This window comes from Noviherbaspirillum sp., from assembly GCF_036563305.1.
Lineage (GTDB): Bacteria > Pseudomonadota > Gammaproteobacteria > Burkholderiales > Burkholderiaceae_D > Noviherbaspirillum.
Genome location: NZ_DATCMQ010000016.1, coordinates 318,936 through 340,730, shown reverse-complemented (window position 1 = coordinate 340,730; position 21,795 = coordinate 318,936). Strand labels below are relative to the sequence as shown.

At 65.3% G+C, this 21,795-nt stretch carries 19 protein-coding genes; 10 read left to right on the top strand and 9 right to left on the bottom strand.

From position 1 onward, the window contains the following. The first annotated feature begins 35 nt into the window (after positions 1-35). Positions 36-3,056: a hybrid sensor histidine kinase/response regulator gene (locus VIM12_RS18005; protein WP_331943227.1), complete on the top strand. Its 3,021-nt coding sequence runs from the start codon at positions 36-38 to the stop codon at positions 3,054-3,056. A gap of 11 nt (positions 3,057-3,067) precedes the next feature. Here the strand turns inward: VIM12_RS18005 and VIM12_RS18000 are convergent, their stop codons facing one another. Beyond that, complete coding sequence (locus VIM12_RS18000; RefSeq protein ID WP_331943225.1) at positions 3,068-3,487, bottom strand: hypothetical protein; 420 nt, start codon at positions 3,485-3,487, stop codon at positions 3,068-3,070. A gap of 208 nt (positions 3,488-3,695) precedes the next feature. Here VIM12_RS18000 and VIM12_RS17995 point away from each other — a divergent pair, with 208 nt between their 5' ends. Together VIM12_RS17995 and VIM12_RS17990 are read left to right on the top strand one after the other, a co-directional pair. Next, positions 3,696-4,088: a glutaredoxin domain-containing protein gene (locus VIM12_RS17995; protein WP_331943223.1), complete on the top strand. Its 393-nt coding sequence runs from the start codon at positions 3,696-3,698 to the stop codon at positions 4,086-4,088. Positions 4,089-4,150: 62 nt separating this feature from the next. After that, a complete protein-coding gene (locus VIM12_RS17990) occupies positions 4,151-4,393 on the top strand; it encodes a hypothetical protein (protein ID WP_331943221.1) in 243 nt (80 codons plus the stop codon). Here the strand turns inward: VIM12_RS17990 and VIM12_RS17985 are convergent. From VIM12_RS17985 to VIM12_RS17965, 5 genes are all read right to left on the bottom strand, one after another. Beyond that, positions 4,356-4,790, bottom strand: coding sequence for a VOC family protein (locus VIM12_RS17985; protein ID WP_331943219.1), 435 nt, complete (start codon positions 4,788-4,790; stop codon positions 4,356-4,358). The two genes, VIM12_RS17990 and VIM12_RS17985, sit on opposite strands and share 38 nt — an antisense overlap. 208 nt (positions 4,791-4,998) lie before the next feature. Next, positions 4,999-6,081 carry a BMP family ABC transporter substrate-binding protein gene (locus VIM12_RS17980; protein WP_331943217.1) on the bottom strand — a complete coding sequence of 361 codons (1,083 nt, stop codon included), beginning with the start codon at positions 6,079-6,081 and terminating at the stop codon, positions 4,999-5,001. Positions 6,082-6,181: 100 nt separating this feature from the next. Further along, positions 6,182-7,096 (bottom strand): ABC transporter permease, encoded by a 915-nt coding sequence (locus tag VIM12_RS17975; RefSeq protein WP_331943215.1) that lies wholly within the window; start codon positions 7,094-7,096, stop codon positions 6,182-6,184. After that, positions 7,096-8,157, bottom strand: a complete 1,062-nt coding sequence (locus tag VIM12_RS17970) for an ABC transporter permease (RefSeq protein WP_331943213.1) — start codon at positions 8,155-8,157, stop codon at positions 7,096-7,098. The genes VIM12_RS17975 and VIM12_RS17970 overlap by 1 nt, the downstream gene beginning before the upstream one ends. Further along, positions 8,150-9,679, bottom strand: a complete 1,530-nt coding sequence (locus VIM12_RS17965) for an ABC transporter ATP-binding protein (protein ID WP_331943211.1) — start codon at positions 9,677-9,679, stop codon at positions 8,150-8,152. Before VIM12_RS17965 ends, VIM12_RS17970 begins: the two co-directional genes overlap by 8 nt. A gap of 335 nt (positions 9,680-10,014) precedes the next feature. Between VIM12_RS17965 and VIM12_RS17960 the strand changes: the two genes are divergently transcribed. The 6 genes from VIM12_RS17960 to VIM12_RS17935 all read left to right on the top strand — a co-directional run bounded on the left by VIM12_RS17960 (position 10,015) and on the right by VIM12_RS17935 (position 17,798). Continuing rightward, positions 10,015-11,316 carry an NCS2 family permease gene (locus VIM12_RS17960; RefSeq protein WP_331943209.1) on the top strand — a complete coding sequence of 434 codons (1,302 nt, stop codon included), beginning with the start codon at positions 10,015-10,017 and terminating at the stop codon, positions 11,314-11,316. Positions 11,317-11,402: 86 nt separating this feature from the next. After that, a complete protein-coding gene (locus tag VIM12_RS17955) occupies positions 11,403-11,696 on the top strand; it encodes a DUF378 domain-containing protein (RefSeq protein WP_331943207.1) in 294 nt (97 codons plus the stop codon). Between the two features lie 1,376 nt (positions 11,697-13,072). Continuing rightward, positions 13,073-13,702 carry a response regulator transcription factor gene (locus tag VIM12_RS17950; protein WP_331943205.1) on the top strand — a complete coding sequence of 210 codons (630 nt, stop codon included), beginning with the start codon at positions 13,073-13,075 and terminating at the stop codon, positions 13,700-13,702. A 177-nt stretch (positions 13,703-13,879) separates the two neighbouring features. After that, complete coding sequence (locus VIM12_RS17945) at positions 13,880-15,139, top strand: HlyD family secretion protein (protein WP_331943203.1); 1,260 nt, start codon at positions 13,880-13,882, stop codon at positions 15,137-15,139. Then, complete coding sequence (locus VIM12_RS17940; protein ID WP_331943201.1) at positions 15,139-17,340, top strand: peptidase domain-containing ABC transporter; 2,202 nt, start codon at positions 15,139-15,141, stop codon at positions 17,338-17,340. The genes VIM12_RS17945 and VIM12_RS17940 overlap by 1 nt, the downstream gene beginning before the upstream one ends. A gap of 41 nt (positions 17,341-17,381) precedes the next feature. After that, positions 17,382-17,798, top strand: coding sequence for a hypothetical protein (locus VIM12_RS17935; protein ID WP_331943199.1), 417 nt, complete (start codon positions 17,382-17,384; stop codon positions 17,796-17,798). A gap of 514 nt (positions 17,799-18,312) precedes the next feature. Here VIM12_RS17935 and VIM12_RS17930 read toward each other — a convergent pair. From VIM12_RS17930 to uraH, 3 genes are all read right to left on the bottom strand, one after another. Further along, positions 18,313-18,573: a hypothetical protein gene (locus VIM12_RS17930; RefSeq protein WP_331943197.1), complete on the bottom strand. Its 261-nt coding sequence runs from the start codon at positions 18,571-18,573 to the stop codon at positions 18,313-18,315. 32 nt (positions 18,574-18,605) lie between these two features. Beyond that, complete coding sequence (locus VIM12_RS17925; RefSeq protein WP_331943195.1) at positions 18,606-18,854, bottom strand: hypothetical protein; 249 nt, start codon at positions 18,852-18,854, stop codon at positions 18,606-18,608. Between the two features lie 783 nt (positions 18,855-19,637). Continuing rightward, complete coding sequence (uraH, locus tag VIM12_RS17920; RefSeq protein WP_331943193.1) at positions 19,638-19,991, bottom strand: hydroxyisourate hydrolase; 354 nt, start codon at positions 19,989-19,991, stop codon at positions 19,638-19,640. 288 nt (positions 19,992-20,279) lie between these two features. On the opposite strand from uraH, the gene xdhA reads away from it, so the two are divergent. Beyond that, positions 20,280-21,788 carry a xanthine dehydrogenase small subunit gene (gene xdhA / locus VIM12_RS17915; protein ID WP_331943191.1) on the top strand — a complete coding sequence of 503 codons (1,509 nt, stop codon included), beginning with the start codon at positions 20,280-20,282 and terminating at the stop codon, positions 21,786-21,788. Positions 21,789-21,795 lie beyond the last annotated feature (7 nt).

Sequence of the window (21,795 nt, the reverse complement as noted above, 5' to 3'; positions counted from 1 at the left end):
CGCATTCGGCGGGCGCCTGTACGGCAGGAGGCCCGATGTCCGGTACCGCAGTCTTGATTCGCCTGTGCATGGCAGTGCTGTTTTGCATGGTGGCTTGGGCGCCGGTGGCCGCCGGGGGCCTGCGCGTCGATACCGACACCGGCACCCGTCCGCTCAGCCTCACCCCGTATTGGGACGTGCTGGAAGACCGGGATGCAAAGTGGACGATCGATGAGGTCGCCAGCCCGGATTTCGAGCAACGCTTCCGGCCCTCGCTGCAAAACACCGACTCGCTGAATTTCGGCCTGCGCTCGTCCGCTATCTGGCTGCGCATCACCTTCGGCAACCCGAACCGGCGCACCCTGGAGCGCCTGCTCGAGATTCCCTTCGTGCACCTGCATTCGCTTGAACTCTACATACCGGAGGAAGGCGGTTTCCGGCGGGTTTCCACCGGCCATGCGATGCCCTTCCATGCCCGGCCCTACGACCACCGCAACTTCGTGTTCCCGCTGCAGCTGCCTGCCAAGTCGATCGGCACCTACTACCTGCGCGTCGCCTCCGGCACCTCGCTCGACATTCCGGCCAGGCTGTGGGAGCCGCGCACTTTCGCCAAGCAGAGCCTGCTGGAATACATCGCCCAGTCCCTGTATTTCGGCATGCTGTTGGCACTCGGGCTGTTCAACTTCCTGCTGTTCGCCTCGCTGCGCGACCGAACCTACCTGTATTACGTGATGTTCGTCGGCGCCAACGCGCTGTCGACGGTCGCATACAGCGGGATCGGCTTCCAGTTTCTCTGGCCCGATTCGCCGGGCTGGTCGCAGATCTCCTCGATGGTCGGCTTCGCCCTGACCGGCTTCACGCTGCTGCTGTTCCAGCGCGACCTGTTTTCCATGCGCCAGACGGTGCCATGGCTCGACCGGGTGGTCAGCGGTTTCCTGTTCCTGAACCTGCTGCAGATCATCGGCTTCGCGGTGCTGCCCTACAGTCGCATGATCGCCCCCGGCATCGCGCTCGATGTCGCGAACATGGTGCTGGCGCTGATCATCGGCATCGTGACGCTGATCCGCGGCCAGCGCAGTGCCCGCTTCTTCCTGCTCGCCTTCAGCTGCCTGCTGTTCGCCGCCATCCTGACGGCGGCGCGCAGCTCCGGCGTACAGGGCATCCCCACCTTCCTCTCGGTCTACGGCATGCAGCTCGGATCGGCGCTGGAGATGCTGCTGCTGTCGCTGACGCTGGCCGACCGCTTCAACCAGATCAAGCGGGAGAAGGAAGGCGCGCAGCAGCAACTGGTGGACAGCCTGAAACGTTCCGAGCGGGTACTGGAGCAGCGGGTGGCGGAGCGCACCGCCGAACTGTCGCGGATCAACCAGGAACTGCGCGAACACGAGCGGGCGCTGGAGCGCGCGCGCGACGGGGCGGAACAGGCCTCCGAGATGAAATCCGCCTTCCTCGCGAACATGAGCCATGAGATCCGGACCCCGATGAACGCAGTGATCGGCATGGCCCATCTGGCGCTGCGCAGCGGGCTCGCGGGCAGGCAGCGCGACTATGTGGAAAAAATCCACCGCGCCTCGGTCTCCCTGCTCGGCATCATCGACGACATCCTTGACTTCTCGAAGATCGAGGCGGGCAAGCTGAATGTCGAGAAGACCGACTTTTCGCTGCATGATGTGCTGTCCAACCTCAGCACGGTGACCGCGCAGCGGGCGGCCGACAACGGCCTGCGCTACCTGGTCGAGGTCGGCGACGACGTGCCCCGCCACCTCAACGGCGACCCGCTGCGGCTGGGACAGGTCCTGATCAACCTGGTAAGCAATGCGGTCAAGTTCACGCCGCAAGGCGAGGTGCGCGTGCGCTGCACCTTCGCCGGCGCCGACAGCGGCAGTGTCACGCTGCGCTTCGAAGTCGAGGATACCGGCATCGGCATCAGCATGGAGCAGCAGGCGCGCCTGTTCCAGCCTTTCACCCAGGCCGACGAATCGACCACCCGCCGTTACGGGGGCACCGGTCTTGGCCTGGCAATCAGCAAGCGGCTGGTGGAGATGATGGGCGGGACAATCGCGCTGCGCAGCGACGAAGGCAAGGGCGCCTGCTTCAGTTTTGCGCTGCGCTTCGGCCTGGCGCGCCGGCAGTATGCGGCCGCAGTGCTGCCTGCGCTGCAGGTCGGCGACAGCGATGTCGGGCAGGCCGGCGAACCGATACGGGAGCACGACGCCGCGCACGCGGAACACGCGCCGCCGCGTCTCGACGGCCGCCGGGTGCTGCTGGTCGAGGACAACGAAGTGAACCAGCAGATTGCATGCGAGCTGCTGCGCGCAGCAGGCGTGGCATGCACGGTGGCCGACAACGGCAGGCTGGCGCTGGACATGCTGTTCGCCGCCGGACCGGGCGCCTACGACCTGGTGCTGATGGACATACAGATGCCGGAGATGAACGGCCATGCGGCAGCGCGCAGGCTGCGGATGGACGAGCGCTACGCCGGCCTGCCGGTCATCGCCATGACGGCGCATGCCGGCCCCGACGACCGGGAGCTATGCCTGAAGAGCGGCATGCAGGACCACATCAGCAAGCCGATTCATTTTGGCAGGTTCTACCAGGTGCTGGCACGGTGGCTGCCGCAGGACGGCGCCCGGCAGGGCGAGCCTGACGGGCCGGGACCGGAGCGGGATCTTCCGCCTGCCCTCGCCGGATTGGACATCCCCGGCTTCGATACCCGTGGCGCCCTTGATCGCCTGGGCGGGGATGCCGGGCTTTACCGGAAAGTGCTGGGCATGATGCGGCACACACTCGGCGACGGCATCGCCCGTCTCGACCGCGCCGATGTAACGGCCGACCCCGCCACAGCCGCGGCCGTTGTGCACGACATCCGCGGGATGGCGGCAAATGTGGGCGCCACCGCACTCGCGGCATGCGCCTCCGAACTGGAACCGATGTTGCGCGCCGGCGAGTTGCGGATGGACCGGCTCGATGCACTCCGTACGCTCGCCGGCGACGTTGTCGCCGCACTCGACCAGGCGCTCGGTGACGGGAAATTGCAGGGCGCGGCGGCACCGGAAACCGTGCCGGGCACGGCCTGAGGCGCCACCCCTCAGGCCAGCGCCAGGTGCTGCTGCTGTTGCGGCAGGAATTCGCGGATGTCGCGCGGACGGCGGCGGCGCGGGTGCTCGATCTCGTCCAGCCGCAGGGCCTTGGCGGCGCGCCAGAGGACGACGTCGTCCTCGTAGCTGCGCAACGCTTCCAGCCTCTCCCAGCATACGCGGCGATGGGTGTTGCAGTCCCAGATCACCGGCACGAGTCCCTGCAGCTTGCCTTCCCGCTGCAGACGCAGCGCCAGCGTCATGACCTCGCCGGCGTGCGGCACGTCCTCCGGGAAGTGGATGGAATTCGCCCAGGCGCGCACGTCGCAGATATCCATCACCTGCCCGCGCAGCGGCTTGTGCCAGTGCTCCGGATGCGCATGGCGGTTCGGCCAGCGGCCGGCGCCTACTGCAGTGCCCGTCTTGAACATGATGACCTCCTGATAACGTGGAAAACGGCAGCCGCCGTTTCTCTCAGACTACTGTTTATCCATACAGTACAAGCGATTCTACCCAATATCCATGCGGCTTGCAGCCGATTTTTCCGCTTTCCCCAATACCAACAAAACCCGCTCCGGCGACCTTTCCGTGCGCTCGCTACAATGGCGTGTTCAGTCCACCCCGCACCCGGAGTTGCCGATGCCCCGCCCCATCCTCGACGAGACCCGCCTCCACCCAGCCATCCGCAACCGCGTCGCCGGGCATCACACCGGGATCGTGCACGAGGTGGAGGCGGCGATGGCGGGCAGCCGCGTGGTGGTGGTCGGCATGGCGCAGAACCCGTTTCCGCGCAAGGCGCGACGGGCGCTTGATGCGATCGGCACGCCCTACCGCTATCTCGAGTACGGCAGCTACCTGAGCCAGTGGCGACGACGCAATGCGCTGAAGATGTGGACCGGCTGGCCGACCTTTCCGATGGTGTTTGTCGATGGCGTCCTGATCGGCGGCGCCACCGAACTGCGGAAGCTGATCGACAGCGGCGAACTGGCGTTGATGCTCGGCGGTCCCGGCGGCGCCGGCGCCAGCGCTTGAGCAAGATCGGGGAGCGCGGCCAAGCCGCCTGCTACAGTCATTTCTTGAAACGAGGAGCGGATATGGAATTCCAGGTAGTTGCGATCACCGTCGACGTCACCGCCGAGCCGTGCCGGTTCGGGGCCATCCGCACCGAGAACGTCGACACCCGCAACCCGGACAGTCCCTTCGCCGGCTGCAGCACCATCCAGGACGTCGAGTTCGCCTACGAACGCTACTGGAACTACCGCAACGATCCGGACGTCGTGCAGAACCCGGCCGCCAAGGTCAAGGTGCTTTCGGTGAATCCGGTGTTCGCGGCGTAGCCGCTTCGTCATACCCGCGGCCGAGGAACTGGATCAGGCAGAAGCCGTGACCGAACGGATCGGCCATCGGGGCCAGCCGGCCCCATGCATGCGTCGAGACTTCCTGCTCAAGCCGGGCGCCGGCCGCGACCGCGGTCGCCAGCGCACGGTCGATGTCCTCCACCACGAAGTCGAGATGCACCGGGGTCCAGTGGCGCGCGTAGTCACGCGTGGCGCCGGCACCCGGCACCGCCGACGATGCCTGCTCCCTCTGCAACAGCCACAGCGGCACCGGACCGTCCAGCATCTCGAGGGCGCCGGGGCCGAGCCGCCTGCCGGGCCGGAGACCGAATGCCTCCCGGTAGAAGCGCTCGGCGCGGGCGATGTCGTCGACATCGATATTGACCATGAAGTCCATGCTGCCTCCTCGCCGTCATCGGCCACACCTGGGCCACACCCCCGGCAACTTGCATCGCCGATATTCGCCGCAACAACCCGGCGGCGGCCTGTTTGGACTGGAGGCTGCAGCAACGCCCGCGCCGCGCTCCACGACATTGCCGGGCCGATTCCGGCCCGGCCAGAAGCAGAAAGGCCCGCGTCGCGGGCCTTTCGTTCATCATCAGCGCTTACTTCGTCGGCAGCTTGCCGACCACGCCTTCGACGTAGTAGTCCATCTTGTTGAGCGCGTCGTCGTTGAGCGCGCCCTTGTCGAGGCGGACCTTGCCTTCGTTATCCTTCACCGGCGCGTCGAACGGGGTGAGCTTGCCGGAGGCGATGTCCTTCTCGGCGGCGGCCACCAGTTGCTTCACGTCGTTCGGCACGGCGGGATTGATGGCTTCCAGCTTGACGAAGCCGTCCTTGATGCCGCCCCAGACCCCGGTCGACTTCCACTTGCCTTCGACGACCTGCTGCGCCGCCTTGGTGTAGTAGTCGCCCCAGTGGTGCGTAACGGCTGCGAGTTGCGCCTTTGGGCCGAACTTCTTCATGTCGGAGTGATAGCCGACCGCGAACTTGCCCTTTTCCTCCGCCGCCTGCACCGTCGCATGCGAGTCGGTATGGTGCGTCACGACGTCCGCGCCCTGCCCGATCAGGGTGATGGCGGCGTCACGTTCCTTGCCCGGATCGAACCAGCTGTTGACCCAGACCACGCGCACCTCGGCCTTCGGGTTCACGCTGCGCATGCCGCGGGTGAACGCGTTGATTCCCTGCAGGACTTCCGGGATCGGAAACGCGCCGACATAGCCGGCCACGTTGGACTTGCTCATCTTGCCGGCAAGGACGCCGGCCAGGTAGCGTGCCTCGTAGAAGCGGGCATTGACGGTGGCGACGTTGGGAGCGGTCTTGTAACCGGTCAGGTGCACGAACTTCACGTTCGGGAACTGCCTGGCCACCTTCAGCGTCGGGTTCATGTAGCCGAACGAGGTGGTGAAGATCAGCTTGTTGCCCTGCTGCGCGAGGTCGCGGATCACGCGCTCGGCATCGGCGCCTTCCGGGACGTTCTCGACGAAGCGCGAGGTGACTTTCCCGGGCAGCGCCTTCTCCATCTCCTTGCGGGCCATGTCGTGCTGGAAGGTCCAGCCGGCTTCGCCGATCGGGCTCACATAGACAAATCCGACGCCCAGCGGATCGGCGGCGAATGCGGGGGCGGCGGCAACCGCAGGCAGGACGGCAAGCGCGGCCAGGGCACCGCGCATGAAGCTTTTCGACATGTTTTCCTCTACAGGTGTATCCCACTCGTTCTTATCAGCGCCCCTTGCCGGTGGGATATCGGCAAGGGGAGAAACCCGTAAACCCCCTATTATCCGCCGATCAGTGCGGATTGAAATTCCTGCCCAGCGACGCCGGCATGTTCAGCTTGATCCAGCTTGCATTGGTGGAGATCAGCACCAGCACCAGGATGGTCGCCAGGTACGGCAGCATCGACAGCCACTGGGCGGCGACCGGCACGCCCAGTCCCTGCACATGGAAGGCCAGGATGGTGACGCCGCCGAACAGGTAGGCGCCGGCCAGCACGCGTGCCGGCCGCCAGGTGGCGAAGGTGGTCAGGGCCAGCGCGATCCAGCCCCGGCCCGCCACCATGCCCTCGACCCACAGCGGGGTGTAGACCAGCGACATGAAGGCGCCGGCCAGCCCGCAGCAGCCGCCGCCGAACAGCAGCGCGCCAAGGCGGATCAGCCGCACGTTGTAGCCGAGCGCATGGGCGGACGACGGCGATTCGCCGACCGCCCGCAGCACCAGGCCGGCGCGCGTACGGTACAGGAACCATGCGATGCCGGCGCACAGCAGCAGCGACAGGTAGACCACCGGATGCTGGCGGAACAGCGCGACGCCGACGAACGGCAGCTCGGACAGGAAGGGCAGCGCGTGCTTCGCGCTTTCGAGGCTGCGGCCGACGAAGCTGATGCCGATGTAGGCGGAGGCGCCGCCGCCGAACAGCGACAGGGCGAGCCCGGTGGCGTACTGGTTGGTCCCGAGCCAGACCGTCATCAGCGCGAAGAAGCCGCCGAGCAGCATGCCGGCCAGGGCGGCGGCGACAAACCCGAGGGCAAAGCTGCCGCTGGTCGAGGCCGCGGCGAAGCCGACGATGGCCGCCACCAGCATCATGCCTTCCGCGCCGAGGTTGACCACCCCGGACTTCTCGTTGATCAGCAGGCCGAGCGCGGCCAGCATCAGGGGCGTGCCGGCATTGATCGACGCGGCGATCAGCGGAGCGAACGATTCCATTATTTCCTCCAGCTGGGCTTGTAGTGAATGAGCACGTCGCAGGCCAGCAGCGCGAACAGCAGGATCCCCTGGAACACGCCGGTGATCGCGCTTGGCATCCCGAGGCGGGACTGCGACAGTTCGCCGCCGATATAGAACAGGGCCATCACGAAGCTCGAGAACACCACGCCCACCGGGTGCAGCCGGCCGACGTAGGCGACGATGATGGCGGCAAAACCATAGCCCGGGGAGACCGAGGGTGTGAGCTGGCCGATCGGCCCGATCACCTCGACGGTGCCGGCGATGCCGGCCAGTGCGCCGCAGACGAGCATTGATGCCCACAGCGCGCGGCGCGAGGAAAACCCCGCGTAGCGCGCGGCCGCCGGCGCCATGCCGCCCACCTGCAGCCGGTAGCCGGCGAAGCTGCGGGACAGGTATATCCAGGCCAGCAGCGCGGCGCCCAGGGCCAGCGGCAGGCCGAGATGCAGGCGGGTGCCCTCGACGATCATCGGCAGCAGGAAGCCGTCCGACAGCATGCGGGACTGCGGGAAGTTGAACCCCTCGGGATCGCGCAGCACGCCGTGCACCAGCAGGCTGAGCAGCAGCTGCGCGACATACACCAGCATCAGCGACACCAGGATCTCGTTGGCATTGCAGCGGTCGCGAAGGAAGGCCGTGATGGCCGCCCACGCCATGCCGCCCGCCGCGCCGGCCAGCAGCACCAGCGTGATCATCAACGCCCCGCCGCCCTCGCCCTGGTCGAAGTACAGGGCGACTGCGCCGCCGGCGATCGCGCCGAGGACCAGCTGGCCCTCGGCCCCGATATTGAACACGTTGGCCCGGAAGCAGATCGCCAGCCCGACCGAGATCAGCAGCAGCGGCGCCACCTTGACGCCGACCTCGGCCCAGCCCTGCAGGTCGGCCAGCGGGTCGAGGAAGAAGACCGAGAGCCCCTGCGCCGGATCCTTGCCGAGCGAGACGAACAGGATGGCGCCGCACAGCGCCGTCAGCAGCACCGCGAGCAGCGGCGACAGCCAGGACATCAGGACCGAGGGGGCGGGCCGTTTTTCCAGCTTAAGCATGGGTGTCCTCCCGCTGGCCCGCGGCGTCGTCCCACAGTCCGCTCATCCATAGTCCGATCAAGTCCACCGTGGCATCCTCCCTGCGTATCGAGGGCGACAGCCGGCCCTTGGCAATCACTACCAGGCGATCGGAAATCTCGAACAGCTCATCCAGTTCCTCGGACACCACCAGCAGCGCGCAGCCGGCGTCGCGCAACGCGACCAGCTCGGCGCGGATCTGCGCCGCGGCGCCGACATCCACCCCCCATGTCGGCTGGGCGACAACCAGCACCTTCGGGTCGCGCATCACCTCGCGCCCGACGATGTACTTCTGCAGATTGCCCCCGGAAAGGCTGCCGGCGGTCGCCTGCGGCCCCGGCGCCTTGACCTTGAACCGGTCGATGACCGACGATGCCAGCTGCCGGATCGCGCCGAAACGGATCATTCCGCGGGTGACGGTCTCGCGCTCCTGGTGCGACAGCAGGATATTCTGCGCCAGCGAGAGGTCTGGCACGGCTCCGCGGCCGAGCCGCTCTTCCGGCACGAAGCCCAGACCGCGCCGGCGCCGCCGGGCCGCGTCGAGGCGGCCGACCGGTTCGCCTCCGAGCAGGATAGCGTCCGCTGCAGCGCGCATGTCTTCGCCTGAGAGCGCTGCCAGCAGTTCCTGCTGGCCATTGCCTGACACGCCCGCGACACCGAGGATCTCCCCGGCGTGCAGGTCGAGGCTGATGCCGGCCAGCGCGGTGCCGAACGGATGGCTTTTCGGCAGCGTCAGATTACGCAGGGCGAGGCGCTGTTCGCCCGGCGCGCGGGGCACGGCGCGGATTGCTGGCGGTTCGGCACCGATCATCATGCGCGACAGGCTGGCGGCGGTTTCCCGCGTCGGATCGCAGACCCCGGTGACCTTCCCGGCGCGCATCACGGTGCACTTGTCGCACAACGAGCGGATTTCGTCGAGCTTGTGGCTGATGTAGAGGATGCTGCAACCTTCCGCAGCGAGTTGACGCAGCGTCCCGAACAGCTTCTCCACTGCCTGCGGCGTCAGGACGGAGGTCGGTTCGTCCAGGATCAGCAGCTTGGGCCGCGCCAGCAGCGCGCGCACGATTTCGACCCGCTGGCATTCGCCGACCGACAGCGTGTGCACATGGCGCTGCGGCTCGAGGTCGAGGCCGTACTGACGGGCAGTGCTCTCGATGCGGCGGCTCAGTTCCCGCAGGTCGGTATCGCCGGGCAGCCCGAGCGCGATGTTCTCGGCGACGGTCAGGGTGTCGAACAGGGAGAAATGCTGGAACACCATGGCAATGCCCAGCTTGCGCGCCTCGGCCGGATTGGCGATGTGGACTTCCCGGCCGTCCCAGAACACCTTGCCGGCATCCGGCCGGACTGCGCCGTAGATGATCTTCATCAGGGTCGACTTGCCGGCGCCGTTCTCTCCGAGGATGGAATGAATTTCGCCTGGCAGCACGTCGAGGTCGATGCCGTCGTTCGCCACCACGGACGGGTAGCGTTTGGTGATGCTGCTGAGGGTCAGGCGGCTTTGCATATCTCGCTTGGTCTGGCGCTACCGCACGAACGCGCCGCGGTAGTCGGTCTGTCGTCAATCATTCTTGTTACTGGCAAAAATTACAGGATATCCCCGGAACCCATATACCTTTGTCTTTATGGCAAATATGGGCCCGGCGGTATGTGCACCGGTGCATTCGCCTGTACCCTCGACCCACATGTTGCGGGACAGGAATTGTAGAGTCAGCGCAGTGATATAGGAAGAGCAAGGCCTGTGCACGGACAACGCCGGGAAGCAAAAGCTGGGGTAAATATCGCACCAGGGGACCGCGCACGGCGCCGTCCGTGACAATTTGCCAAGAACAAGGAGAACGCATGAGCGCACTTGAGCGTCTGTTCAAGTTGAAAGAGCACGGAACGGATGTACGGACCGAATTGCTGGGCGGCCTGACCACCTTCCTGACCATGGCCTACATCATCTTCGTCAATCCTTCCATCCTGGGCGACGCCGGGATGCCGAAGGACGCGGTGTTCGTCGCCACCTGCGTGGCGGCCGCGCTCGGCTCCCTGGTGATGGGTCTGTATGCGAATTATCCGATCGCCATGGCGCCCGGCATGGGCCTCAATGCCTATTTTGCCTACGGGGTGGTACAGGGAATGGGTTACAGCTGGGAAGCGGCGCTCGGCGCGGTATTCATATCCGGCCTCCTTTTCGTGTTCATCAGCGTGATCCGGGTGCGGGAAATGATCATCAACGGCATCCCGCGCTCCGTGCGGATCGCGATCACGGCGGGCATCGGCCTTTTTCTGGCCATCATCTCGCTGAAGAACGCCGGCATCGTCGCCGCCCATCCCGCCACCCTGCTCACGCTGGGCGACCTGCATGCGACATCCGCGCTGCTTGCCATCCTCGGCTTCTTCATCATCGTCGCGCTGGAACGCCTGCGGGTCAAAGGCGCGATCCTGATCGGTATCGTGCTGGTCACCTTCCTCAGCTTCATCGTCGCCGGAAACCAGTTCCAGGGGATCGTCTCCGCGCCGCCCTCGCTGGCGCCGACGCTGCTCAAGCTCGACGTCTCGGCGGCGCTGTCCATCGGCATCCTGAACGTGGTCCTGGTGTTCTTCCTGGTCGAACTGTTCGACGCGACCGGTACGCTGATGGGTGTCGCCAGCCGTGCCGGCCTGCTCAGGCAGGGCAAGATGGACAGGCTGAACAAGGCCTTGCTGGCCGACAGTTCCGCCATCGCCGCCGGCTCCCTGCTCGGCACCTCCAGCACCACCGCCTACATCGAGAGCGCCGCCGGGGTGCAGGCCGGCGCACGCACCGGCCTGGCCGCCGTCGCGGTGGCCCTGCTGTTTCTCGCCTGCCTGTTCATCGCGCCGCTGGCGGGCGCGGTCCCGGGCTATGCCACCGCCCCCGCCCTCTTCTACGTGTCCTGCCTGATGCTGCGCGAACTGGCCGACCTCGAGTGGGACGACGTCACCGAGAGCGTACCCGCCGTGATCACCGCACTGATGATGCCGTTCACCTACTCCATCGCCAACGGCGTCGCGTTCGGCTTCATCTCCTATTCGGCACTGAAACTGCTGACGGGGCGGGCGCGCGAAGTACCGGTGATTGCCTGGATCATTGCCGCCGTGTTTGTATTCCGCTACATGTACATCGGCGCCGAATGACCAGCCGCCACCGGCATGGAGATTGCATCGCGAACCGACCCGACGCAGGGCGCCGCTCTGCCGATTGATCTTGCAAGGAGGCTACCATGGCAGCAACACTGAATCACGCAGAGCGACGACATATCCCTGACCGCCGCAGCAATGGAGGTGCCCGCTCCGTCCATACTGTCAAGCGCATGACCGCCGTGGACTGGATACCGATGCTGCTCCTGATCATCGGCGGCATCAACTGGGGCCTGGTCGGCCTGATGGACCTGGACGTGGTGGCGATGCTGTTTGGTGAAGGAAGCACGATCTCGCGCGTGATCTACGGCCTGGTCGGCCTGTCCGCGCTGTATTCGATCTACCTCAGCAGCAGAATGTCGAGCAAGCGTGTTTAGCGCATGCTTCCTCCCCGCGTGCGACGCGACGGCAACCTCATCCCTGTGAGCGCGCCCGCGCCGCACCGCGTGGCATGCATCCGTTGCCGGGGTACGCTCCACGGTGCATCTGTCCGCCGGCGCGTGGCCGGTGGACGCGCTTGCCGCAACGCCTTGGAATCCGCTCCGCTCGTACTTCCCGGCAAACACGACGGAAGCCCCGCAGGGGAAACATGCATGCGCGATTGCGCGCAGTCCGCATACGACGTACATTCTGGCGCGGCATGGGTGGCGACTGCCGTGACAACAGCATGGTAGGGCGAGCCTGTGCCGCAATGGAGCCTGCTCGCTGTCTCTACAGTCGGTAGACAATTGAGCCGGATACCGACGGAAAGTACTGACGGTAAAGCCGCTTGCTTCTCCTGGCACGACACACCCGCGGCGCTGTTGGAATGATGAAGGCGGTCTGATCCTGACCCTACCACGCGCGCGCGGGTTTTGCGCGGTACGCGGGCACCTTCAGCACATGGCATTTCAAGCGCGGTGCGATCGCCATGCTTGGATGGCCAGCGCAGGGTCATGACGTTTATGAGCGCGTACGGCCTGCGCCTTCCTGCGTTTCTCCGCGAAGCGCTCCGCCCCACGGCGCCATGGCTTCATGGTCGCAGCGTAGAAATTTCAACCGTTTGCCAAACCGGACTGCCGACAGCCCCAGCCTCTTCGGGGTCCCTGCTGCCCCACATCAACCACGGCGATGATCATGTCACGGGCTTTGCGTCCTTTTGTCAGCGCGTTTCAGTGCGAATGCAGCGACACGCTCGATGCATACACGAGACGTTGGCTTGTATTTCAGCCCGTCCAGACGCCGCCATAGGCACGAGATTCCGCCGAGTCCCCGACGCCAGCGGAACGGACATGAGCCGCACCGCATGCTGACGCCGCCTGCCTTGCGGTCGCGGTCGCGGGCGCGGGCGCGGACCCACCTGTAGTGTCACGCGCACTTCCTCCCGATGATGAAATCCAAACGGCGGCGGCGCACCCATCCGAACCTGCGTCAGATCACCAGCGCCGTTCTGCGAGGCGCGCGATATATACACCGGCGGAACGCATCATAGGCGGCGCCCGCGCGACGCGAAACGGGCAATTCCTCACGCGTTGGGAGGAATGACGCAGACAAGACACATGCACTTTCTCATGCCGGCGACGCAGGACAGGACCGTGCGTCGCTCGGAATGTCAGGCAGCATCGGGGCCGGCGGGAAGTGCAAGCCATTCCGGTCGCGCCATGGCGACCGCCAGACCAGGAATGGAAGACAAATCTGCGGTTGCCATCCGGATTGCCGCTTACTTAGAATCGAATGCTTCGCATACGGATCCATCGGCATTGGGAGGATATGGGTGCAGAGTGACTCCGACATCAAACGCGTCCTCATCGTCGAGGACCATGCGCTGGTTGCCTTTGCGCTGCAACAGCTGATCCACAGGATGGACCGCGGGATAGTGACGACGACTTGCGACTGCGCTTCTTCCGCAATGACCGCAATCGAATCGGACGTTGCCTGGCACAGGGTGTTCCTCGCCCCTGACATTCCCGGCGCCGACGGGCTGTCGCTCGCGCGCCGCTTCTGCCTGCTCGGCCTGGCGGACCGCTGCGTGCTGCTTGCCCGCTCCGGCAACCCGTCGTGGATACACGAGGCAAGGATCTCCGGCATGCTGGGCTACCTGCTCTGCACTGCCCCGCTCGCGGATTTCACATCGGACCTGCATGCAGTGATCGAGGGCCGGCCTGTGTTTGCCGCACCGGACGTCCGTCCCGCGCCGATCCGGCTCACGCCCCGGCAGGAAGAGATTCTGTTGTTGCTGCGCGAGGGCGTGGCTTCCAAGCAGATCGCGGCCCGCCTGCATATCAGTGAAGGCACGGTCAACAATCATGTCGCAACACTGATCCGCCTGTTTGGCGCCTCGAACCGTGCGCAGGCTGTCAGCAAGGCGGTGGCGTTGGGCTACCTGCAGTGGCGTTCGTATTGATGCCGCGACACTGAGCCCATGCGACATCGGCGCGACGACCATGAGAAATTCCAGCTTTGCCGATGGCAAGCGGGTTGTTAGCATCGCTGGGCTTCATCGATATCCGCGAAGCACCGCTGCCGAGGCAGGGAAGTTGCCCCGGTAGTGCGGCGCCACGATTCCCACACCTGCTTACGTATGGCCAAGGACAACACACTATTTCGCACAGAAGCGGTGCACGCCCGCGCCGGCCACTGGATGGGCGATATCGTCCTCGCCCGTCCGCTTTCCTTCACCTTGATGTGCGGTGGCGCACTCGCCTGCGCGACCGCGGTCATCCTGTTCCTGACAACAGGCTCCTATACGAGGCGCAGCACGGTGTCCGGGCAGCTGATGCCTGCGACCGGCCTGGTCAAGGTCCATGCACCCCAGGCCGGCGTCATCGTCGACAGGCATGTGGCCGAAGGCCAGGCCGTCAAGCGGGGTGATGTCCTCTACACGCTTTCCGGCGAACGGCACAGCAGCACACAGGGAAGCACCCACGCGCTTGTCAGCGAACAGCTGCGCGCCCGGCGGCAGTCGCTTCAGGAGGAACGCGACAAGCATCGGATCCTGCATCGCGAAGAGCACGCGGCGCTGGGAAGGCGGATCGAGAGCCTGCAACGCGAGATGGAGAAGCTGGACGGCCAGATTGCCGGGCAGGAGACCCGGGTCAGGCTGGCGGAAGAAACCCGGGCGCGCCACGCGCAGTTGCTGGCACAGGCCTACATCTCGCGCGAGCATCTCCAGCAGAAGGATGCGGACGTGCTCGACCAGCGCAATCGCCTGCAGAACCTGGAACGCGAACGCATGGCCGCAGCCCGCGAACTGGCATCGCAGCGCCATGAATACGGCAGTCTCGGCCTGCGGCACGAGAACCAGCAGGCGCAGGTCGAGCGCGCCATCGTCGGCATTGAACAGGAACTGACCGAGAACGAAGCGCGTCGCCACCTTGCCATCCGCGCGCCGGAATCCGGCATCGCCACCGCTGCCATCGCCGAACCGGGACAGTCGGTCGATCCGGCGCGCCCGCTGGTCAGCATCGTGCCGGAAGGCGCCGTGCTGCAGGCCCATCTCTACGCGCAGAGTCGCGCGGTCGGCTTTGTCAGGCCGGGCGACGCGGTGCTGCTGCGCTACGTCGCGTATCCATACCAGAAATTTGGCCATGCGCAAGGCACCGTTGCCGACGTGGCGCGCACCGCGCTGCCCGGAGACGAGCTTGCGGGTGACGCCGCCATCGAGCGGGGCGAGCCGGTGTACCGGATTACCGTCAGGCTCGCCGCCCAGGCGGTCGTCGCCTATGGCCGCCCACAGGCCCTGCAATCCGGGATGCGCGTGGAAGCCGACGTGTTGCAGGAGACGCGCCGCCTGTACGAATGGGTGCTGGAGCCGCTCTACAGCATGGGGCGTAAGCTCTGATGCGCCGCCTCGCCGCGGTGCTTCCGGAGGCGCTCTCCTTCGGCTTTTCCACCAGGCTGCCCGTGTTGCTGCAGACCGAGGCGGCCGAATGCGGGCTCGCCTGCCTCGGCATGGTTGCCGGCTACCACGGACATCGCACCGACCTCTGCAGCCTTCGACATCGCTTCCCGATCTCGCTCAAGGGGACGACGCTCGCGCACCTGACCCGGCTGGCCGGGCGCTTGCAGCTGTCGTCTCGTGCCGTCAAGCTGGAGATGGACGACCTGCGCCAGTTGCGCCTGCCTTGCATCCTGCACTGGCGCTTCAATCACTTCGTGGTGCTCCGGTCGGTAAGCCAGAAGGCGGTCACGATCCACGACCCGGCCTTTGGCGTGCGCCGGCTGACGATGGCGGAAGTATCGGCATCCTTTACCGGCGTCGCGCTGGAACTCTGGCCTGCATCCGACTTTCAACCGCGGTCGGCGCGGCAAGCGCTCGCGCTGGGCGCGCTCGTCGGGAAAGTCACCGGCCTGTCCGGATCCCTCGCGCAGGTCCTGCTGCTTGCCATTTCGCTCGAAGTGCTGTCGCTGCTCAGTCCGTTCTTCCTGCAATGGGTGGTCGACAATGTGGTGGTATCCGCCGACCGCGACCTGCTCACGACACTGGCGCTGGGCTTCGGCTTGCTGATGCTGCTGCAACAAGGCATCGGCACCGCCCGGGGCTGGGTGCTGATGTACACCGGGACGACGCTGAACATCCAGTGGCGATCCAATGCATTCACGCACCTGGCACGGCTGCCGGTGCAGTATTTCGAGAAGCGCCACCTGGGCGACATCGTCTCGCGCTTCGGCGCGATCGACCAGATCCAGCGAACGCTGACGAGTGCATTCCTGGAGGCGGTGCTCGACGGGATCATGACGGTGGCCACGCTGGCGCTGATGTTCATCTACAGCGTCATGCTCGGGTGGATTGCCGTCGGCGCCATGAGCCTGTACGCGCTTGGCCGCTGGGCATGGTATGGCCCTCTGCGCCGGGCCAGCGAGGAGCAGATCGTTCACGCAGCGAAGCAGCAAAGCCATTTCCTGGAGACGGTGCGCGGAATGAAGGCGATCAAGCTGTTCCATCGCCAGGAGGCACGCCATGCGTCATGGCTGGCGCTGCTGGTCGACCAGGTCAACGCCGATCTCCGGACCCAGAAGCTGCAGCTGCTGCTGCGCCTGTCGCACGGGCTGCTGTTCGGCATCGAAAACATCCTCATCATCTGGCTCGGCGCCCGTCTCGTCATCGACGGCCATTTCACGGTTGGCGCGCTGATCGCCTTTCATGCCTACAAGGGGCAGTTCGACAACCGGGTGAGCGCGCTGGTCGACAAGCTGGTCGAAGTGGGCATGCTGCGCCTCCACGGGGAACGGCTGGCGGACATCGTCCTGACCCCGCCCGAGGATGACGGTGTCACCGATGATCGTATCGCTGGCCCCGAGGAAAGCCAGGCAGCGTGGCCGGCCGCGACCATCGAGCTATCCCGGGTGAAGTACCGCTACGGCGAGCAGGAGCCCTTCGTCCTCGACGACGTGAGCCTGCGGATCGGCGCTGGCGAGTCCGTCGCCATCGCCGGCCCCTCCGGCGGCGGAAAAACCACGCTGATCAACCTCATGCTCGGCATCCTCTCCCCGGACGAGGGAACGGTCAGGATCGGCGGCGTGCCACTTGCCAGTATGGGCAAGGCACGGCTGCGGACCATGACGGGAACCGTCATGCAGGACGATGTACTGTTTGCCGGCACGATCGCCGAGAACATCAGTTTTTTCGATCCCGAGGCCGACGCGGACTGGATCGCGGCATGTGCCGGTATGGCCGCGGTCGCCGAGGATATCGAAGCCATGCCGATGGCCTGGAACACCCTGATCGGGGACATGGGTACCGTGCTGTCGGGCGGCCAGAAACAACGCATTCTCCTCGCCCGCGCGCTGTACAAGCGTCCCAGGATACTGTTCCTCGACGAGGCGACAAGCCATCTCGATCTTGCACGGGAACATGCAGTCAACGCCGCAGTAAAGTCGCTGGCGATCACCCGGGTGATCGTCGCGCACCGACCCGAGACGATTGCGACCGCCGACCGGGTGATTGTGCTGGCGAACGGAAAAATACAGCAGGACTCAATCGTTCTCGCCAAACCATCGCGAAAGGATCCGCCAGAGGACGGGCGACCGCTGACAGGTTGACAGCAGTCGGATTGCGCCGTGCGCAACAGCACACCGCGCACTTGCGCGTCTACACATGTCGCATGCATGCGGGGCGCACCTCTGCACGCACCTCTTCACATCAGGAAGCCGGTCCCCGGCTGCACCAACCCGAAACTTGGGGTCCGGCCCATATGCAGGCAACGCTGTCGGTCTTCGTCCCGTTTGTCGGTCTGCGTTATACCTCGTTCGATATGCTCATCGCAAAGCAGTCGTCCTGCGCCAGGCGTGCAGTTGCAGTTCCGGTCGCGCGATGTATCGGAGTGCACCTGCTGCTGTGCCGCTCGAGGCGTTCTGGAAGTAGCGGCAGCGGTGAAACACGGAAAGGAGCAATTGAACAGAAAAAAGTGTTGAAGCGGCAGGTGGAGATCATGTGCCAGCAGAAGTCCATGCAGCACGAGGAGATGAAGCCAGGAGAAAGCAAACTCGAAAGTGAATGACAACTACAGGAGATTAACCAGTAAGGGGGACGAACCAGCAAGGGGGGACGAACCAGCAAGTGTGCATGCAGTAGTAAGGATCAGTCACGCAGTCAGGCTGATTAAAGCAGGACGGCTATTCGCACTAACCCGCTGGTTGAAACAGGTGGGGTATTCGCACCAACAACGCTGGTTGAAACAGCAGGGGTATTCGCACCAACAACGCTGATTGAAACAGCAGGGGTAGTACCAACAAGGCTGGTTGAAACAGCAGGAGTAATCGCACCAAGAGAAGTGCAGGAACTGGTCAGACCGATCGAACCAGCAAGGGGGTGATCCAACCAGCCAGCCGGCCAACAATCCAGCCAGCCAGCCAGCCAGCCAGCCAGGGCGATTGAACCGGAATGAAGGAAGGAGCAAGGGAACAGAAAGGAAAATGTACGCGACCTCTATCGCGAGGCCGCGTACTGTTGACAACGTTGGCAGGGATGCGGACCGGTTGGGCGATGCGCGAAGCCGTTCACGCGTCCGGGTTTCAGCGCCTTCCTCTTTTGCCGAGGAAAAGTGCAACGCCAGTCACGCCAAAAAATACCAGGGCATAGAGAAAACCGAAACCGACGTGCTCCTCGATGGGCCGTGGCGGGCCATGGAAAATACCGCGCGCCATGAGAGCGGCCCACGCCACCGCAGCCCATAGCAGCGCAGGTACTACGGCGCCCTTGCGCAGGTAATGCGCGTCGCGCAAGAGCGCAGCAAAGCCTAGGGCAAACAGGCCAATGTCGAAGAAGCTGTTCATCACCTACGGTCTTCGGCGGCAGGTCGCGCTGGTCAGTACCACGAACCCACTTCATTCCCGTAAAGGCCGCCGCTCAGACCTATGCCCCAACCGGCCACCCCGCCCAGCGCGCCACCGAGGGCACCAGTGCCGATGGAAGTGACCAGCCCGGGAAGATTTGCGCTGGGATTGTCGTACCAGTACCCGATACCGCTTCCGACCCCACCCAGCACTGCACCTGGAATGCCAAAGCCGCCGGATACCGCCGCCACTTCGTCCTCCGAAAGTACTGCAAACGCCATGATTCCTCCTGAAAGTTGACCTACATTGAAGGCCCCGAAGGGAGTCGTCGGTCCGGCTTTGTCGGCCGACAGCGGACGATCCGCTGAGAGATCGTCGGCATGCGGCGAAAGTCCTGACCGACACATCAAGCGTAGCAGTGCCGAAATTGCAATGAAATATGCAATTTCTCATGGCCTACTTCCGGAATAACGGTGCTGCCGCATGTCGATGCAATACGAGATGCGGAAGCGTGTGCAGCCGGCGCACTGCCGCGGCCCGCGCAACCGAGGCAAGGCCGGCGGGCGCCGGCGGACTGCCACCCTGCCGACATGGCTCAAGCTTCTTCCAGTCCGCGGCCGATCCTCATCCCGTCGCCCGGTCCGCGTCCAGTCGTTCTATCTTCGTGCGGACGCGCAACCCTCGTACAGACGTTCAGCCCTCGTACAGACGTTCAACGTTCAAGCAGCAATTTGCAGACCGACATAGGCACCCCACGGACGCGCAGGTGCCGGCGATCCCAGGGTCCCGCGTATTCGACGCCGGGATTCTTGCTGCCTCTGTGCGTCCCTCCGCGCAGCACTCCATGCCGCCCGCGCCAGCGCGCGGTCCCGATGTCACCCATCGCGGTCTTTGCACGACTTCCCCTGCTTCCCCTACTTCCCCAAGCCTGCCGCCACCCGCCCTGCCTTCGCCAGCCATTGCATGCGCAACCGCCTCCCATCCCGCTGCATCAACGCGACGGGTCCGTGCGGGGCGGTGGGCGGCGCCGCGCATTGCGCATGGCGCCGCCGGTCCGGCACGCCTCAGCTTCCCCGATAGGTCGAGTACGACCATGGCGACACGACCAGCGGCACATGATAGTTCTGTGCTGTATCCGCGATGCCGAACGCAATCGTCACCCTGTCGATGAAACGCGGCTGCGGCAGCCCGATGCCCTGCGCCGCGAAATAATCGCCGGCGTCGAATACCAGCTCATACATCCCCGTTCGCATCTCTCCGTCCTGCAGCAACGGGCCGTCGCAACGGCCATCGCCGTTGGTCACGGCCTGCTTCAGCAGCCGGCGGCTGTCGCCCTCGACGAGGTATAGCGCCAAAGCGACGCCGGCGCCCGGCTTGCCCTGCGTGACATCGAGTACATGTGTGCTCAGTTTCCCCATTCCTTCCCTCCTCTCTCCAATGTGGCAGCCATCATAGCTTCCGCGCGCCGGGCGGCCATCCAGTCCGCGATATACCGAGCATCCCCGCTGGCGGATGACGCCTGTTTGCTGTCCCGCAACCGGCGCCGCTGCATATATGGCAGCTTGTATACCTACTATGTCAGCAGCCGCCGCACGACGCCAGCGGCATCCCGCATCATCGGGACTTGCCGGGTCCCGGCAGCCATGCGTCCCGCTACCGTCTCTTGACAGGATGACAAGCGCGGCAGGCGCACAGACGGAGAGAGCATGTCTTCAGCCATACGTTATTTCCACCGCGGCCAGCTGCATGAAATCAAGGACGTCGGGACGACCCGGACCGTCCTGCAGCACCTGCGCGAGGACCGCCATTGCACCGGCACCAAGGAAGGCTGCGCGGAGGGCGATTGCGGCGCCTGCACCGTCGTGGTCGGCGAGCTGAAAGGCGATGATGTGGAACTGAAGACCGTCAATGCCTGCATACAATTCCTGCCCGCGCTGGACGGCAAGGCGCTGTTCACGGTGGAAGACCTGAAACAGCCAGGCCCGGCGCAACCGGCCCCGACGCCGCCGGACCTGCATCACACGGACCGCCTGCATCCCGTGCAACAGGCAATGGTCGAGTGTCACGGATCGCAGTGCGGCTTCTGCACGCCCGGCTTCGTGATGTCGCTCTGGAGCCTGTATCTCAAGCATGAGCAGGACGGCCGGGCGCCGGAGCGCGGCGAGATCGACGACGCGCTGTCGGGCAACCTGTGCCGCTGCACCGGCTATCGGCCGATCATCGACGCCGCGCGGCGCATGCAGGAATTGCCGAAGGTGGCTTTCGATCGTACGGCGCTCAAGCAGGCGCTGCAGGCGATTCAGCGGGAGGAGTGCTTCAGCTATACCCATGCCGGCCGGTCCTTCCATGCGCCGCGCACGCTGGAGCAGCTGGTCGCGCTGCGCACCCAACATCCGCATGCCACCCTTCTTTCCGGCGCGACCGATGTAGGATTGTGGGTGACCAAGCAGTTGCGCGACCTGGGTGACATCATCCACGTCAACCGGGTGCGAGAGCTGGCACGGATCGTCGAACGGGACGGCATGCTGGAAATCGGCGCGGCGGTTTCGCTGGACGACGCCTACCGCGCGGCCTGCCGGCATTACCCGCAGGCGCTGCAGCAACTCTGGCAGCGGTTCGCCTCGCTGCCGATCCGCAATGCGGGCACCCTCGGCGGAAACATCGCGAACGGGTCGCCGATCGGCGACTCCGCCCCCTGGATGATTGCCCTCGGCAGCGAGGTCGTGCTGCACGGCGCCACGGGCCGGCGGGTGCTCCCGCTCGACGCGTTCTACCTGGACTACCAGAAGAAGGACCTGCGCCCCGACGAGCTGGTCGAGGCCGTGCGCATTCCGCTGCCGCGGGAAGGCCTTGCGTTCCGTACCTACAAACTGGCCAAGCGATTCGACCAGGACATTTCGGCAGTGTGCGCGGCGTTCGCACTGACACTGGATGGCGGCACGATCCGGGAGGCACGCATCGCATTCGGCGGCATGGCGGCGACGTCGCGACGCGCGCCGCAGGCCGAGGCGGCATTGCAAGGCCGGACCTGGGACGAAGCGGCCGCGCAGGATGCGGCGGCGAAGCTCGCGCAGGACTACGCGCCGCTCACCGACATGCGCGCCAGCAGCGCATACCGGATGAAGGCCGCGCAGAACCTGTTGCGTCGTTTCTGGCTGGAGACGCGCCCGGCCGATCCGCTCCCGGCCGGGGCCGTGCATGTTTTTGCGGCATGAGGACAGC